At 70.2% G+C, this 15,453-nt stretch carries 15 protein-coding genes; 10 read left to right on the top strand and 5 right to left on the bottom strand.

The features are described 5' to 3' along the window. Positions 1 to 39 precede the first annotated feature (39 nt). Entirely contained in the window at positions 40 to 2,814 is a 2,775-nt protein-coding gene (locus FH610_RS13335; protein ID WP_139574656.1) for an aconitate hydratase, read from the top strand. Between the two features lie 72 nt (positions 2,815 to 2,886). On the opposite strand, the gene FH610_RS13340 is transcribed toward FH610_RS13335, so the two are convergent. Beyond that, positions 2,887 to 3,219 (bottom strand): type II toxin-antitoxin system PemK/MazF family toxin, encoded by a 333-nt coding sequence (locus FH610_RS13340; protein ID WP_139574657.1) that lies wholly within the window; start codon positions 3,217 to 3,219, stop codon positions 2,887 to 2,889. Continuing rightward, positions 3,209 to 3,535: a type II toxin-antitoxin system TacA family antitoxin gene (locus tag FH610_RS13345; protein ID WP_139574658.1), complete on the bottom strand. Its 327-nt coding sequence runs from the start codon at positions 3,533 to 3,535 to the stop codon at positions 3,209 to 3,211. The genes FH610_RS13340 and FH610_RS13345 overlap by 11 nt, the downstream gene beginning before the upstream one ends. Before the next feature lie 177 nt (positions 3,536 to 3,712). Here FH610_RS13345 and FH610_RS13350 point away from each other — a divergent pair, with 177 nt between their 5' ends. Then, the gene (locus tag FH610_RS13350; protein WP_139574659.1) at positions 3,713 to 4,438 is read left to right on the top strand and encodes a sulfite exporter TauE/SafE family protein; all 726 of its coding nucleotides are present in this window, start codon (positions 3,713 to 3,715) and stop codon (positions 4,436 to 4,438) included. A 79-nt stretch (positions 4,439 to 4,517) separates the two neighbouring features. Continuing rightward, positions 4,518 to 4,712, top strand: a complete 195-nt coding sequence (locus FH610_RS13355; RefSeq protein ID WP_139574660.1) for a hypothetical protein — start codon at positions 4,518 to 4,520, stop codon at positions 4,710 to 4,712. Positions 4,713 to 4,739: 27 nt separating this feature from the next. On the opposite strand, the gene FH610_RS13360 is transcribed toward FH610_RS13355, so the two are convergent. Beyond that, positions 4,740 to 4,964 (bottom strand): hypothetical protein, encoded by a 225-nt coding sequence (locus FH610_RS13360; protein ID WP_139574661.1) that lies wholly within the window; start codon positions 4,962 to 4,964, stop codon positions 4,740 to 4,742. A 432-nt stretch (positions 4,965 to 5,396) separates the two neighbouring features. Between FH610_RS13360 and FH610_RS13365 the strand changes: the two genes are divergently transcribed. The 5 genes from FH610_RS13365 to FH610_RS13385 all read left to right on the top strand — a co-directional run bounded on the left by FH610_RS13365 (position 5,397) and on the right by FH610_RS13385 (position 10,328). Beyond that, the gene (locus FH610_RS13365) at positions 5,397 to 6,518 is read left to right on the top strand and encodes a sugar ABC transporter substrate-binding protein (protein WP_139574662.1); all 1,122 of its coding nucleotides are present in this window, start codon (positions 5,397 to 5,399) and stop codon (positions 6,516 to 6,518) included. A gap of 206 nt (positions 6,519 to 6,724) precedes the next feature. Continuing rightward, positions 6,725 to 7,501, top strand: coding sequence for an ATP-binding cassette domain-containing protein (locus FH610_RS13370; protein ID WP_139574663.1), 777 nt, complete (start codon positions 6,725 to 6,727; stop codon positions 7,499 to 7,501). Continuing rightward, positions 7,498 to 8,745, top strand: coding sequence for a sugar ABC transporter permease (locus FH610_RS13375; protein WP_139574664.1), 1,248 nt, complete (start codon positions 7,498 to 7,500; stop codon positions 8,743 to 8,745). The genes FH610_RS13370 and FH610_RS13375 overlap by 4 nt, the downstream gene beginning before the upstream one ends. 81 nt (positions 8,746 to 8,826) lie before the next feature. Next, positions 8,827 to 10,032, top strand: a complete 1,206-nt coding sequence (locus tag FH610_RS13380) for an ROK family transcriptional regulator (protein WP_139574665.1) — start codon at positions 8,827 to 8,829, stop codon at positions 10,030 to 10,032. 47 nt (positions 10,033 to 10,079) lie between these two features. Then, on the top strand, positions 10,080 to 10,328 hold the full coding sequence (locus FH610_RS13385; protein WP_139574666.1) for a helix-turn-helix domain-containing protein: 249 nt from the start codon (positions 10,080 to 10,082) through the stop codon (positions 10,326 to 10,328). Here FH610_RS13385 and FH610_RS13390 read toward each other — a convergent pair. Continuing rightward, positions 10,315 to 11,334 carry an AraC family transcriptional regulator gene (locus tag FH610_RS13390; protein WP_139574667.1) on the bottom strand — a complete coding sequence of 340 codons (1,020 nt, stop codon included), beginning with the start codon at positions 11,332 to 11,334 and terminating at the stop codon, positions 10,315 to 10,317. The two genes, FH610_RS13385 and FH610_RS13390, sit on opposite strands and share 14 nt — an antisense overlap. A gap of 135 nt (positions 11,335 to 11,469) precedes the next feature. On the opposite strand from FH610_RS13390, the gene FH610_RS13395 reads away from it, so the two are divergent. Further along, positions 11,470 to 12,468, top strand: a complete 999-nt coding sequence (locus FH610_RS13395; RefSeq protein ID WP_139574668.1) for a zinc-dependent alcohol dehydrogenase family protein — start codon at positions 11,470 to 11,472, stop codon at positions 12,466 to 12,468. Here FH610_RS13395 and FH610_RS13400 read toward each other — a convergent pair. After that, positions 12,465 to 13,256, bottom strand: coding sequence for a neutral zinc metallopeptidase (locus tag FH610_RS13400; RefSeq protein WP_139574669.1), 792 nt, complete (start codon positions 13,254 to 13,256; stop codon positions 12,465 to 12,467). The two genes, FH610_RS13395 and FH610_RS13400, sit on opposite strands and share 4 nt — an antisense overlap. Positions 13,257 to 13,496: 240 nt before the next feature. Between FH610_RS13400 and dxs the strand changes: the two genes are divergently transcribed. Next, entirely contained in the window at positions 13,497 to 15,410 is a 1,914-nt protein-coding gene (gene dxs / locus FH610_RS13405) for a 1-deoxy-D-xylulose-5-phosphate synthase (protein ID WP_139574670.1), read from the top strand. Positions 15,411 to 15,453: the final 43 nt, after the last annotated feature.

Here is a 15,453-nt window from a genome sequence, read left to right on the forward strand (position 1 = left end):
AACCTGAGACAAGCCCGGAACCCTGGGGAGGCGAACTTCGTGTCCGCGAACAGCTTCGGCAGCCGTGACACGCTGCGCGTCGGTGACGCGTCATACGAGATCTACCGGCTGGACGCCGTCGAGGGGTCGGCGCGCCTCCCGTACAGTCTCAAGATCCTGCTGGAGAACCTGCTCCGCACCGAGGACGGCGCGAACATCACCGCCGACCACATTCGCGCCATCGCGGGCTGGGACCCGAACGCCCAGCCGAGCGTGGAGATCCAGTTCACCCCCGCCCGGGTGATCATGCAGGACTTCACCGGCGTGCCCTGCGTCGTCGACCTCGCCACGATGCGCGAGGCCGTACGCGACCTGGGCGGCGACCCGGCGAAGATCAACCCGCTCGCGCCGGCCGAGATGGTCATCGACCACTCGGTCATCGTCGACTTCTTCGGCCACCCCGACTCCTTCGTCCGCAACGTCGAGCGGGAGTACGAGCGCAACCGCGAGCGCTACCAGTTCCTGCGCTGGGGCCAGACGGCGTTCGACGAGTTCAAGGTCGTCCCGCCCGGCACCGGCATCGTCCACCAGGTCAACATCGAGCACCTGGCCCGCGTGGTCATGACCCGCGACGGCAAGGCGTACCCGGACACCTGCGTGGGCACCGACTCCCACACCACTATGGAGAACGGCATCGGCGTGCTCGGCTGGGGCGTCGGCGGCATCGAGGCCGAGGCGGCGATGCTCGGCCAGCCGATCTCGATGCTGATCCCGCGAGTGGTCGGCTTCAAGCTGACCGGCAAGCTGCCGGCCGGCGCCACCGCGACCGACCTCGTGCTCACGATCACCGAGATGCTGCGCAAGCACGGCGTGGTCGGCAAGTTCGTGGAGTTCTACGGTGAGGGCGTCTCCAGCGTGCCGCTGGCCAACCGCGCCACGATCGGCAACATGAGCCCCGAGTTCGGCTCCACCTGCGCCATCTTCCCGATCGACGGCCAGACCATCGACTACCTCAAGCTCACCGGCCGCTCGCCGGAGCAGGTCGCGCTGGTCGAGGCGTACGCCAAGGAGCAGGGCCTGTGGCTCGACCCCTCGGCGCCCGAGCCCGCCTTCAGTGAGTACATCGAGCTCGACCTGTCGACCGTCGTCCCGTCGATCGCCGGGCCCAAGCGCCCGCAGGACCGCATCCCGCTGGCGGACGCCAAGTCGGCCTGGCGCGCCGCGGTCCGCACGTACGTCACGGACGAGTGCATCGAGGGCCCCGCCGACGAGGCGTCGGCCGAGTCGTTCCCGGCGTCGGACTCTCCGGCGATCTCCCACAGTGGGGCGGGCGACGTGCCGCACACGGTGCGGCGTAACGGTGAGCGGCCGCACCGGCCGACCCCGGTCACGCTGTCGGACGGCACCTCCTTCGAGATCGACCACGGTGTCGTCACGATCGCCGCGATCACGTCCTGCACGAACACCTCCAACCCGTACGTCATGCTCGGCGCGGCCCTGCTGGCGAAGAACGCGGTGGACAAGGGCCTGTCGCGCCAGCCGTGGGTGAAGACGTCGCTCGCCCCGGGCAGCCAGGTCGTCACCGGCTACTTCGAGCGGTCCGGCCTCCAGCCCTACCTGGACAAGCTGGGCTTCAACCTCGTCGGCTACGGCTGCACCACCTGCATCGGCAACTCCGGCCCGCTGGAGCCGGAGATCTCCACGGCGATCCAGGAGAACGACCTCGCGGTCACCGCCGTGCTGTCGGGCAACCGCAACTTCGAGGGCCGGATCAACCCCGACGTCAAGATGAACTACCTGGCCTCGCCGCCGCTCGTGGTGGCGTACGCGCTGGCCGGGACCATGGACATCGACCTGAACAACGAGCCGCTCGGCGTCGGCTCCGACGGGCAGCCGGTCTTCCTCAAGGACATCTGGCCCGCGCCCGAGGAGGTCGCGGCGGTGGTGTCGGAGTCGATCAGCCAGGACATGTTCCAGCGTGACTACGCGGACGTGTTCAAGGGTGACGAGCACTGGCAGTCGCTGCCGATCCCGACCGGCGACACCTTCGAGTGGGACCCGGAGTCGACGTACGTCCGCAAGGCGCCGTACTTCGACGGCATGCCCGCCAAGCCCGAGCCGGTCACGGACATCCGGGGCGCCCGGGTTCTCGCCAAGCTGGGCGACTCGGTCACCACCGACCACATCTCGCCCGCGGGCGCGATCAAGGCCGACACCCCGGCGGGCCGCTACCTGCGCGAGCACGGCGTCGAGGTCAGGGACTTCAACTCCTACGGCTCCCGCCGCGGCAACCACGAGGTGATGATCCGCGGCACGTTCGCCAACATCCGGCTGCGCAACCTGCTGCTCGACGGCGTCGAGGGCGGCTACACCCGCGACTACACCAAGGGCGGGGAGCAGGCGTTCATCTACGACGCGTCGCAGAACTACCAGGCCGACGGCATCCCGCTGGTCGTCCTGGCCGGCAAGGAGTACGGCTCGGGGTCGTCGCGTGACTGGGCGGCCAAGGGCACCGCGCTGCTCGGCGTGCGCGCCGTCATCGCGGAGTCGTACGAGCGCATCCACCGGTCGAACCTGATCGGCATGGGCGTGCTGCCGTTGCAGTTCCCCGAGGGGGAGAGCGCCGACTCGCTGGGCCTGACCGGCGAGGAGGCCTTCGACATCGTGGGCGTCGAGGAGCTCAACACCGGCTCGACCCCCGGCACCGTCACCGTGCGGGCCGGGGACGTCGAGTTCCAGGCCGTGGTGCGGATCGACACGCCCGGCGAGGCGGACTACTACCGCCACGGCGGCATCATGCAGTACGTCCTGCGCTCCCTGCTCGCCAAGAGCTGAGCCGAATCCTTATCGGACATGACGCTGTCCTGGACGGGATCTCAGTCCCGTCCAGGACGGCGCCGCTGTTCTCTACAGCATGTCGACGACCCAGTCGGCGATCTCCGACAGTATGTCGGGCGGAACGACTCCGATTCTTGTGCCGAACCGCTCAGGTGAGAGCGCGCGTAGCTGTTCGACCATGGCCCAGCTTGTCTTCGGCAGCCCCGTTTCCTCAGGCGCTATCTCGATGTGCGTGTCCCAGCCGCGGAATCGCGTCGTCAACGGGACGGCAAGCACGGGGTCCCGTACGAGCCTGTTGAAGATGTCGTTGCTGACGACGACGGCAGGCCGGCCGTACCCTTGCTCGCGGCCGATCGGCTCGCCGAGGCTCGCCCACCAGATGTCGCCTTGCCTAACCCTCATCCCTCTCCTTGGGTTCGTTGGGGAGATCGTCGGGCAGATCGATCAGACCCTCCCACTCCGGGGCGATGCGGTTTGACGGAGGGCCGAGCCACAGGTCGCGCTCTGCGACGTACTCCGCCCAGCTTTCCGGGTCGTCCCTTCGGGTCCGCTCCATCTGCTCTGCGACACGCTGCCAGCGGAGCTTCTTCCTGTGCTCCCTCACGGCGTCCTCGACCAATGCGGTCATGCTCTTGCCTTCCTGCTCCGAGAGTTGCGCTATCAGGTCTCTGATCTCGACGCTGACCCGGATCGTCGTGTGGCGTTGCTCGCTCCCCATACCGCGAGGCTACGATCCTGTCTACAAAAAGCGCTATGGCGATGTCGCCACGTGGGAGTCTACGAAGGCTCTGATTACTCTGACAACATATTTCAATTACTGACGGTGATTGTCCGAGTTCCTGGGCCCGGATAACCGGTTGCCGGGTGGCACGCGGGCACCGCTAGGGTCCGGCGCATGGATCACGACGTGGCGTTGCTGCTCATCGCGGGCGTGTCCGTCTTCATCGGCGCGGTCGTGCAGGGCGGGGTGGGGTTCGGGCTGGGCCTGGTGGCCGCACCCCTGATCACGCTGCTCGATCCCTCGGTCATGCCGGGGGCGGTCCAGGTCGTCAACATGGCGATGCCGATGTTCACCCTGGCCAGGGAGTGGCGCAGGGCCGAGTGGCGGGGGGCGGGGTGGGCCCTGCTGGGCCGGCTGCCGGGCAGCGCGATCGGCGCCCTCGTGGTCGTCTACGTGAGCGCGGCGACGCTCGGCGCGCTGGTCGGCGTGATGGTGCTGGTCGCGGTCGTGCTGACGGCCCGCGCCGTGTCCGTACCGCGCAACGGCGCGACGCTGACGGCCGCCGGGTTCCTCTCGGGGATCACCGGCACGGCCACCGGGATCGGCGGCCCGCCGATCGCCCTCGTCTACCAGAGCGCCCGGGGCCCGCAGATCCGGGCGACGCTGGCGATGTTCTTCTGCGTGAGCGCCGCCCAGTCGCTCGTCATCCTCGCCGTCCTCGGCAGGCTTCCGGGGCGCGCCCTGGCCGCGGGAGCGGCACTGGTTCCCTTCGTCCTGCTCGGTTTCGCGGCCGCGGGGCCGCTGCGCCGCTACCTCGACGGCGGGCGGGTCCGTACGGCCGTCCTGGCGGTGGCCGTCGTCTCCGCCTGCGCGCTGCTCGGGCAGAGCCTCGCCCACTGAGCGCGCCTGTCGGAGATCCGCGGACTGGACAGTCCCTCTCAAGATCGGCAGTCTTGTGTCCTCACACGTTGGGGGACCGATGATCCGCAGCGTCCTGGGGGTGCTCATCTCGGTCGCCGTTTCGGCGACCGTGATGTTCTTCGTCATCTACTGGGCCGTGCGGCTGGGATTGCGGCACGAGCGGATCAGGGCGCAGCACGCGCAGGTGATTCAGCAGCCCGCATACGGTCCGCCGCAGCGGCCTTACGGGCCGCCGCCGGGTCACGGCGGATAGCCGTCGGCGGCAGACCGCGGAATCGGGTCAGGCGGACGACTCCCGCAGGCGCCGCCGGGCGGCCGCGTACAGGGCCAGGACGGCGCGGCCGAGGGCGAGCAGGGCGGCGGCGCCCGCCGCCACGACGAGGAGGATCAGCGCGAGACCCGGCCCCTCGCTCGCATAGCCGGTGCGCAGATCAGCGGTGGTGCGGGTGGACAGATCGGCACCCCGGCGGCGCGATGTCGAGCGACAGGTCGTGCACGACCTCACGGCCGCCGGCGCGGCAGCTCGGCGACTGGCAGGACAGGACGGGCTGGGGCATCACCGGCCTCCGCATCGCCGGCCCCGCCGCCACACACGGAGGGCGTCCCTGCCGACGGTAGGAGTAGCGGGATCACGAACGTGTCACGATCATCCGTCGAAGCCGGGCGGGACGTAACGCCGTCCGATGTTGATCGTGCGTTTCTTCATTGTTACCGCGGACAACAAACGTTACCGTCCTGTGTCTTTCACCACCTGGGCTTTGGGCTTACGTTGTCTCAAACAACATTCCCTGGAGCGGTGAACGCCGTGACCCGGCCCCTGCCGTACCGGGTGGCCAAGGTGCCTACAGCCCACAAGATCTGCCCAGACGGCGGGAAGGGGCACCGGCTCGGCCGCACCCCCTCATAGACCCCCAGCCAAAGAAAGGACCCACGCATCATGCGCAAGGGGATCCTCAGCATCGGCGCCGCCGCCGCGGCGCTCACCCTCGGTCTCACCGCCTGCGGGGGCGAGAGCGGTGACACCTCCGCGCAGACCAGCGGCGCCCCCTCGGCCGCCGCCGGCGACGCCAAGCCCGGCAAGATCGGCGTCATTCTGCCGGACAGCAAGTCCTCCGCCCGGTGGGAGACCGCCGACCGCAAGTACCTGGAGGAGGCGTTCAAGACGGCGGGCGTCCAGTACGACATCCAGAACGCCCAGGGCGACAAGACCGCCTTCCAGACGATCGCGGACCAGATGATCACCAACGGCGCGACCGTCCTGATGATCGTCAACCTCGACAGCGGCACCGGCAAGGCCGTCCTGGACAAGGCCAAGTCGCAGGGCGTCGCGACGATCGACTACGACCGCCTCACGCTCGGCGGCAGCGCCTCCTACTACGTGTCGTTCGACAACACGGCGGTCGGCAAGCTGCAGGGCGAGGGCCTGGTCAAGTGCCTGACCGACAAGAAGGCCGACAAGCCGATCATCGCCGAGCTGAACGGCTCGCCGACCGACAACAACGCGACGCTGTTCAAGCAGGGCTACGACGGCGTGCTGCAGCCGAAGTACGACTCCGGCGACTACAAGAAGGGCCCGGACCAGTCGGTTCCCGACTGGGACAACACCCAGGCAGGCACGATCTTCGAGCAGATGCTGACCCAGGAGCCGAAGATCGCCGGTGTCCTCGCGGCCAACGACGGCCTCGGCAACGCCGCGATCTCCGTGCTGAAGAAGCAGAAGCTGAACGGCAAGGTCCCGGTCACCGGCCAGGACGCCACCGTGCAGGGCCTGCAGAACATCCTCGCCGGCGACCAGTGCATGACGGTCTACAAGGCCATCAAGAAGGAGGCCGACGCCGCCGCGCAGCTCGCCGTCTCGCTGGCCAAGGGCGAGCAGCCGCAGGCGAGCGGCACGGTCAAGGACACCGAGGGCAACCGTGACGTCCCCTCCGTGCTGCTGGAGCCCCAGGCCATCTTCTTCGACAACGTCAAGGACGTCGTGGCCGACGGCTTCGTGAGCAAGGACGAGCTGTGCACCGGCGACTTCGCCGACAAGTGCACCGAGGCCGGCGTCAGCTAAGCACATCCATCCACCGGGTGCGTACGGCGACGCGGACCCCCTGAGCGGGTGACGTGCTGAGCCGCGACGAGCACCGTGCGGGGCGCCCCGTCCTGACCTGGCACCGTTCTGACCAGGCACAGGGCGCCCCGCACCGCCCGGAGCGACGAGAGGCGGCCCGGAGAACGGCGCCGTACCGGCCCCATCGATCTACGGAGTAGCCCATCGTGTCCCAGGGACCGATCCTGGAACTGCGCGGCATCAACAAGAGCTTCGGCCCCGTGCAGGTCCTTCACGACGTCGCCTTCTCGGCCTATCCGGGCGAGGTGACAGCACTCGTCGGCGACAACGGCGCCGGCAAGTCGACGCTGGTCAAGTGCATCGGCGGCATCCACCCGATCGACTCGGGCGAGTACTTCTTCGATGGCGAGCGGGTCCACGTGAGCGGGCCCAGGGACGCGGCGGCGCTGGGCGTCGAGATCGTCTACCAGGACCTCGCCCTCTGCGACAATCTCGACATCGTGCAGAACATGTTCCTCGGCCGCGAGCGCCGCAGCGGTCTGGTCCTGGACGAGGACACGATGGAGGAGATGGCGGCCAAGACCCTGGCCGGCCTGTCGGTCCGCACCGTCAAGTCGCTGCGCCAGCACGTCTCCAGCCTGTCCGGCGGTCAGCGGCAGACCGTGGCGATCGCCAAGGCCGTGCTGTGGAACAGCAAGGTCGTCATCCTCGACGAGCCGACCGCCGCCCTCGGCGTCGCGCAGACCGCCCAGGTGCTCGAGCTGGTCCGCCGCCTGGCCGACAGAGGTCTCGCGGTGGTGCTCATCTCCCACAACATGAACGACGTCTTCGCCGTGTCCGACCGGATCGCGGCGCTGTACCTGGGCCGGATGGCGGCCGAGGTCAAGGCATCCGAAGTGACCCACGCGCAGATCGTGGAACTGATCACCTCCGGGCGCAGCGGGGAGCTCGGCCTCAAGAACGGCAACGGAGCGGCATCATGACAACCGAAACGCTCCCCAAGCAGGAGAACGCCGAGTCCGCGCTCGGCGGGCACGTCAAGGGCTACCTCGAGCGGGTCAAGGGCGGTGAGCTGGGGGCGCTTCCCGCGGTCTTCGGCCTCGTCATCCTCTGCGTGGTCTTCTCGGTCCTGCGCCCGGCCTTCCTGTCGGCGGTCAACTTCGCCAACCTGTTCACCCAGGGCGCGGCGGTCGCCGTCATCGCCATGGGCCTGATCTTCGTGCTCCTCCTCGGCGAGATCGACCTGTCCGCCGGTTTCGCGAGCGGCGTCTGCGCGGCGGTGCTCGCCGTGCTGCTGACGCTGCAGGGCTGGCCCTGGTATCTCGCGGTCCTGGCCGCGATGGTCACCGGCGCGGTCATCGGCCTGGTTCTCGGGTCGCTGGTGGCCAAGCTCGGCATCCCGTCCTTCGTGGTCACGCTGGCGGCGTTCCTGGCCTTCCAGGGCGTCGTGCTGCTGCTGGTGAAGGACGGCACCAACATCTCGATCCGCGACGAGACGATCCTCGCGATCGCGAACAAGAACGTCCCGCCGGTCGCCGGCTGGGCGGCGCTGGTCGTGGGCGTCGCCGCGTACGCCGCCATCCAGTTCGTGCAGGCGCGCCGCCGCGCGTCCCGCGGCCTGGTCGCCACCCCCGTCGCGGTCATCGCGGCCCGGGTCGCGACGCTCGCCGTGGTCGCCGGGATCGCGGTGTACGTGCTCAACCTGGAGCGCAGCCGCAACGCGGCGCTCGTGTCGCTCAAGGGCGTGCCGATCGTCGTCCCGCTGATCGTGATCCTGCTGATCGTCTGGACCTTCGTGCTGCGGCGCACGGCGTACGGCCGGCACATCTACGCGGTCGGCGGCAACGCCGAGGCCGCCCGCCGGGCCGGCATCAACGTGGACCGCATCCGCATCTCCGCCTTCGTCATCTGCTCCTTCATGGCCTCGCTCGGCGGCATCATCGCGGCGTCGCGGGCCAACTCGGTCGACCCCAACACCGGCGGCAGCAACGTGCTGCTGTTCGCGGTGGGCGCTGCCGTCATCGGCGGCACCAGCCTCTTCGGCGGCAAGGGCCGGGCGCTCGACGCGCTGCTCGGCGGCGCGGTCGTCGCGGTCATCGAGAACGGCATGGGCCTCATGGGCTACAGCGCCGGCGTCAAGTTCGTCGTGACCGGCTCGGTGCTCCTGCTCGCCGCGGGCGTGGACGCGCTGTCGAGGAAGCGCGCGGCGGCGACCGGCAGAAGATGACGTGATCGGGCCCGATAAGGTGATCTCCGACCCCTGACCTGCTCAGGTTCCCCCCGACCCCCGGAATCCGAGGCTGCCCCGATGATGCGCGCCGGTCCCTCACAGGAGGAGATCCGCAAGCACAATCTCGGGACGCTGCTGCGGCACGTCCATCTCGGAGGGCCGACCTCGCGGGCCGAGCTGACCTCGCTGATGGGGCTGAACCGGAGCACCATCATGGCGCTCACGGCGGACCTGACGGCGGCCGGCCTCGTCAGGGAGGAACTGCCCAAGGACACCGGCCGGGCGGGACGGCCGTCGCTGGTCGTCCGCCCGGAGACGGCCCGCGTCTACGTGCTCGCCTTCGAGGTCGGGGTCGACCGGCTGGCGGCCGCGCGCATCGGCCTCGGCGGCGTGATCCTCGACCGCCGCGAGGCGGCGCGGGCGCGCGAGCCGTTCGACATGGCACAGGTCGTGGGGACGCTGGCGGGCTTCGCCCGGCAGATGCGGCGCAAGACGCGCGAGGACACGATCTGCGTCGGCGCGGCGGCGGCGGTCTCCGGAGTGGTCCGCGCCTCCGACGGTGTGGTCAGGATCGGGCCGAACATCGGCGCGTTCGAGGTGCCGCTGGGGGAGGAGCTGACCAAGCGGCTCGCGCTCGGGCTGCCCGTGGCGATGGGCAACGAGGCGAACCTCGGCGCGCTCGCCGAGCACACCCGCGGGATCGGCGCCGGCTGCCGTGACCTGATCTACCTGCACGGCGACGTGGGCATCGGCGGCGGCATCATCGTGAACGGCCAGCTCCTCGGGGGGTACGGCGGGTATGGCGGAGAGGTGGGCCACATGATGGTCAACCCCGACGGCCGCCCGTGCGCCTGCGGCTCGCGCGGCTGCCTGGAGGCCGAGGTGGGGGAGCCGGCTCTGATGGAGCACGCCGGCCGGTACGGCGAGATGATCGGCAGGGACGCGGTCCGCGCCGTCGTCGACGCCGCCGACCGGGGCGACGTGATGGCCCAGGAGGCCCTCGCCCACGTGGGCAACTGGCTCGGGCTCGGCGTGGCCAGCCTGGTGAACATCTTCAATCCCGAGATGGTCGTCTTCGGCGGCATCCTGCGGGAGATCTACCTGGGCTCGGCCGCCCAGGTGCGCAGCCGGATCGCCACCGGCACCCTGCGCGCGACGCGGGAGCAGGTGCGGCTGCGCACCTCGGCCCTGGGCGACGACGCGACGCTGATGGGGGCGGCCGAACTGGCGTTCGCCCAGGTGCTCGCCGACCCCCTCGAAGCGCTGTCCCGGGTCGCCCCCTGAGTGACGGCGTCGGGTGGCGCGGCGGGCGGCGCCGTCCCAGCCGGCTGGTGGACCGCCTGGTGGACGCCGGTCTCGTCCAGCGGCGCATTCCCCCGGACGACCGCCGCCGCGTCGAGATCACGCTGACTCCACGGGGGCGGGCCCTTGCCCCCGAGATCATCCAGGCCCAGCAGTCGATGCTGGCCTGGGGCGCGCAGGCGCTCACCGGCCACGACGTGGCCGGCGTCCTGGCGGCCCTGCACGCCATCCTCCGCGACAGCCCGCTGGCGGACGTCCTCGGTGTCACCCCCGGGTGACCCGCCCGTGCGGCGCCGGCCCTCGCCGGGCGGCGTCACCGGCCGGTCCAGGTGCTTCGGCACCCGTGCCCGGGTACGGGCCCTCCTCCTGATCAGGCGGCTCGGGATGCGGGTAGGTGGCCCGGTAGCGGCCGGGCGTGATGCCGTACTCGCGTTTGAACGCGGCGGCGAACGCGATGTCCGACGAGTAGCCCGTCCGCCGCGCCACCGTGCGCAGCGGCAGGTCGGACTCGCGTAGCAGCCGTGCCGCGATCGTCATGCGCCACCAGGTGAGGTATGTCAGGGGTGGCCGTCCGACCAGCGTGGTGAACCGGCCGGCGAAGGCCGCGCGGGACAGCCCCGCCCGCGCGCCCAGCTCGGCGACCGTCCACTGCCGGTCGGGAGCGGTGTGAATGGCGGTGAGTGCCGCCATGACGGCCGGGTCGGCCAGCGCCGCCGTCCAGCCGTCGGCCGCGGGGTCCCCGGCCCGCTCCTCGAACCAGGCCCGGACGATGTAGAGCAGCAGCGTGTCGAGCAGTGCCGACACGGCGGCCGTCGCCCCGGGTCGCGGCTGCTCCAGTTCGGCGCCGAGAAGGTCGACGGCGGCGCGCAGCGACAGGTGGCGGCCGATGCGCGCGGGCAGGTGGACGACCGGTGGAAGCTCCGACAGCAAAGGGTGCGCCCTGCCGGCGTCGAGCAGGTAGGCCCCGCAGAGCACGACGGCGGCGACCCCGTCACTACGAGGCCGGACGTTCGGGCGCCGCGGGTCGAAGTCCACCAGCGAGCTGGTGGGACTGTCGGCGATCCCGTGTATGCCGGTGCCGTGCAGGAACGCCACATCGCCGGCGCCGAGCCGGATCGGCGCGCCTTCCGGCGGCAGCAGCCAGCACGACCCTTGCAGCACCACGTGGAACCCGGCCCCCTGGCCGTCGGGGAATCGCATGCCCCACGGGGCGCACAGCTCGTAGCGGTTCGCGTGCGGCCGGCCCGCGCGCATGACGGTGATCGCATCGCTCAGGACGTCCATGTCCGGGAGTGTATGTCGATAGACGATCGCTTGGCCGGAGTGGACTTTCACTTATTGAGGGTCCAGATCCGGCGCTCGTACGGTGATCGTGCATGCCCGCGTAGGAGCGGGCGGCACGACACGAGGAGATCGGCGATGACCACGGCAGTGCTCTTTGACGAGATCGGCGGGCCGGACGTGCTCCGACTGGAGGAGGTCACGCTGAGGGAACCAGAGCAGGGCGAGGTCCGCCTACGGGTCGACGCCATCGGCCTGAACCGGGCGGAGGCGTTGTTCCGTTCCGGCACCTACGTCTACCCCGCGAACCTCCCCGGATCCCGGATCGGATACGAGGCCGCCGGTGTCGTGGAGGCCGTCGGCGAGGGAGTCGAAGGGTTCGCCCCGGGCGACGCCGTCAGCACGGTCCCCACGTTCCCGATGACCGACTACGGCACCTACGCCGATTCGGCCATCCTCCCGGCGCGTGCCCTGGTCCACCGCCCCGACGGCGTGGACGCCGTGACCGGCGCGGCCACCTGGATGGCCTACACCACCGCCTACGGCCTGCTGATCGAGTTCGGCCGCATCAACCCGGGCGACACCGTGCTCGTCAATGCGGCCTCCAGCAGCGTCGGGCTGGCAGCCATCCAGGTCGCCAACCACATCGGCGCCGTCCCCATCGCCACCACCCGCACTCACGCCAAGAGACAACGGCTGCTGGACGCGGGCGCCGCCCACGTCATCGCCACGGAAGAGGAGGACCTGGTCAAGGAGGTCGCCGCCGTGACCGGCGGCAGGGGAGTGGAACTGGCCGTCGACGCCGTCATGGGCCCAGCGGTGACCACCCTCATCCAGACGGTCGCCCCGGACGGCACCCTCCTGTTCTACGGCTGGCTCGACCCCACCCCCGCACCGATGCCCATCGCCCCCGACTTCCGCGGCCGAAACATCCGCACTTATGCGTTCACCGAGCTCACCGTCGAGAACGAGCCGATGCTGCGCCGTGCCAAGCACTTCATCGACGCGGGCCTGCGCATCGGCTCCCTCTCCCCGTTGATCGACCGCTCGTTCGACCTGACGGACGTCGTCGCCGCCCACCGCCACCTGGAGTCCAACACCCAGTTCGGCAAGATCGTCCTCACGGTACGGCGTTAGGCGGTCCTGGACGCGGGGGCGGAGAACGTGTCGCACACCCGCGGGCCGCCGCCGGACCAGCCGCGCTTGAGCCAGTAACGGATGTTGCCCGTCCTGCCGTGCCACCTGTCGCCGACGACCCACGTGAGCTGCTCGTCCCAGTCGTGCCGGTCGCGGCCGAGCGAAGGCCAGACGCTGGCGACGAAGGCGCCGGAGAAGCACTCGGCCTGCAGCTCGACGCGGCGGTTGAGGTCGTCCGCCCGCTTCCTGCCCAGCGTGTGGGACTGCCGGGCGAACTCGGCCAGGATGCCGGCGCGGTCCTGCGCGTAGTGGCCGTACTCGTGGGCGACGACCGTGAAGAGATCGAACCCCGTGGGGTCGGACAGCTCCTCCTTGGACAGCAGGATCCACATCGTCTTGTTCCTGGGGCAGTACAGGCCCGCGGCGTAGCTCGCCACGTACTGGCCGCAGCCCGTGTTCACGCTCTTTGTGATGTAACGCACCTTGGGCGGGGAGAACCTCAGCCCGGCCTGCCGGAACTCCTCGCGCCAGGCCCGGTCGAGGCAGCCGAACAGGTCGTCCAGGTAGGCCCGGTAGGAGTCGAGGTCGCCGGCCCGGCGGCCCGGCTCGGCGCACTTCGAGGATTCGAACTCGCCCGTGGTGTAGAGCGGGTTCCTCGTCAGCGCTCCCGGGCCGGTGGGCACCGGCCGCGCCGGGGTGCCGGAGGCGCCCGCCGTGCCGGTGAGGGACAGGGCTCCCGCCACCGCCGTGACCGCGACGGCGGCCACGTGGAGGCTTATGCGAATCATCAGTGGGCATCCCAAGCGGACAGAGAGCTAGTCAGGAATGTGGCGAATCGCCCGAAGATCCCATAATGCGGATTTTCCTTCCGATGGATCATGAGGGTAGGGCAGGAGGCGGCGACGGGTAAAGCGGGATCGACGTCGGCACCGGGAGGGTCTTGTGGAGGTTCGGTGCAACCCCTGATACCCCCGCACCTTCCTCGAACTAGACTCGATCCGTTCGATGGCGAGCGGGAAGGATGAGCGGTGGGGATTCTGGAGACGATCAAGGACCCGCTCGACGTGAAGCGCCTTGAAGAGGGGGAGCTGACCGTGCTGGCGGCGGAGATCCGCGACCTGCTGGTCTCCTCCGTCGCGAAGACCGGCGGCCACCTCGGGCCCAACCTCGGCGTCGTCGAGCTGACGATCGCCCTCCACAGGGTCTTCGACTCGCCGCGCGACCCGATCCTGTTCGACACCGGCCACCAGGCGTACGTGCACAAGATGCTGACCGGGCGGGCCGGGCAGTTCGGCACGCTGCGCCAGGAGGGCGGCCTGTCGGGGTATCCCAGTCAGGCCGAGTCCGAGCACGACGTCATCGAGAACTCGCACGCCTCCACCGCCCTGTCGTACGCCGACGGGCTGGCCAAGGCGATCACGCTGCGCGGGGAGGCCGGCCGCACGGTGGTGGCCGTGATCGGCGACGGCGCGCTGACCGGCGGCATGGCCTGGGAGGCGCTGAACAACATCGCCGGGCGCAAGGACCTGCCGCTGATCATCGTGGTCAACGACAACGGCCGCTCCTACTCGCCGACGATCGGCGGTCTCGCCTCCCACCTGTCGTCGCTGCGGATGACCCAGGGTTACGAGCACGTGCTCGAACTGGTGAAGAGCAACCTCGGCCGGGTGCCCGTGGTCGGCGCGCCGCTGTACGACACGCTGCACGGCATCAAGAAGGGCCTGAAGGACATCCTGACCCCGCAGGTCATGTTCGAGGACCTCGGGCTGAAGTACGTCGGCCCGATCGACGGCCACGACGAGGGGGCGGTGGAGGCCGCGCTGCGCCGCGCCAGGGGCTTCCGCGGGCCCGTCATCGTCCACGTGCTCACCCGCAAGGGCAACGGCTACACGCACGCGGAGAACCACGACGAGGACTGCTTCCACGGTCCCGGCCCGTTCGACCCGCTGACGGGCGAGGAGCGGCCCAAGCCGCACAGCTGGACCAACGTGTTCAGCGAGGAGATCGTGAAGATCGGCGGCGAGAGGGACGACGTCGTCGCGATCACCGCGGCGATGCTCCACCCGGTCGGCCTGGCGGCGTTCGCCGAGGCGTACCCGGACCGGACCTACGACGTGGGCATCGCCGAGCAGCACGGCCTGACCAGCGCCGCCGGGCTCGCCATCGGCGGCCTCCACCCGGTCGTGGCCCTCTACGCGACATTCCTCAACCGCGCCTTCGACCAGCTCCTGATGGACGTGGCGCTGCACCGCCTGCCGGTCACCGTCGTGCTCGACCGCTCGGGGGTGACGGGGGACGACGGCCCCAGCCACAACGGCATGTGGGACCTGTCGATCCTGCAGGTGATCCCCGGGCTGTCGATCGCCGTCCCGCGCGACGGCGCGCGGCTGCGCGAGCTGCTGGCCGAGGCGGTCGGGATCGACGACGGCCCGTCGGTGGTCCGCTACCCCAAGGGCGCCCTGCCCAAGGACGTGGAGGCCGTCGGCAAGCTCGGCGAGATGGACGTGCTCCGCGCCGGCGACGCCGACGTGCTGCTGGTCGCGGTCGGCCCGATGGCCGAGATCTGCATGGAGGCCGCGAACCTCCTCGACGCGCAGGGCATTTCGGCCACCGTGGTGGACCCCCGCTGGGTGAAGCCGCTGGACCAGGCCCTGGTGCTGGCCGCCGCCGCGCACAAGCTGGTCGTCGTCGTGGAGGACAGCGGCCGGGTCGGCGGCGTGGGCGACGCCGTCGCGCGCCTGCTGCGCGACGCCGACGTGGACGTGCCGGTGCGGACCTACGGCATCCCCCAGCGCTTCCTCGACCACGCCAAGCGGGCCAAGATCCTCTCCGAGATCGGCCTGACCGGGCAGGACCTCGCCCGTCAGATCACCGAGGCCGTGGCGCGCCGGTCGCAGGTGATGGAGAGCCATCCGGCGCGGCTTGTGCAGCCCACCGATTGATAACCAGGAGTAATACCGGTGTGACCGGGAAGTCTGCAGGTCA

The organism is Microbispora catharanthi (assembly GCF_006334915.2).
Classification (GTDB): domain Bacteria; phylum Actinomycetota; class Actinomycetes; order Streptosporangiales; family Streptosporangiaceae; genus Microbispora; species Microbispora catharanthi.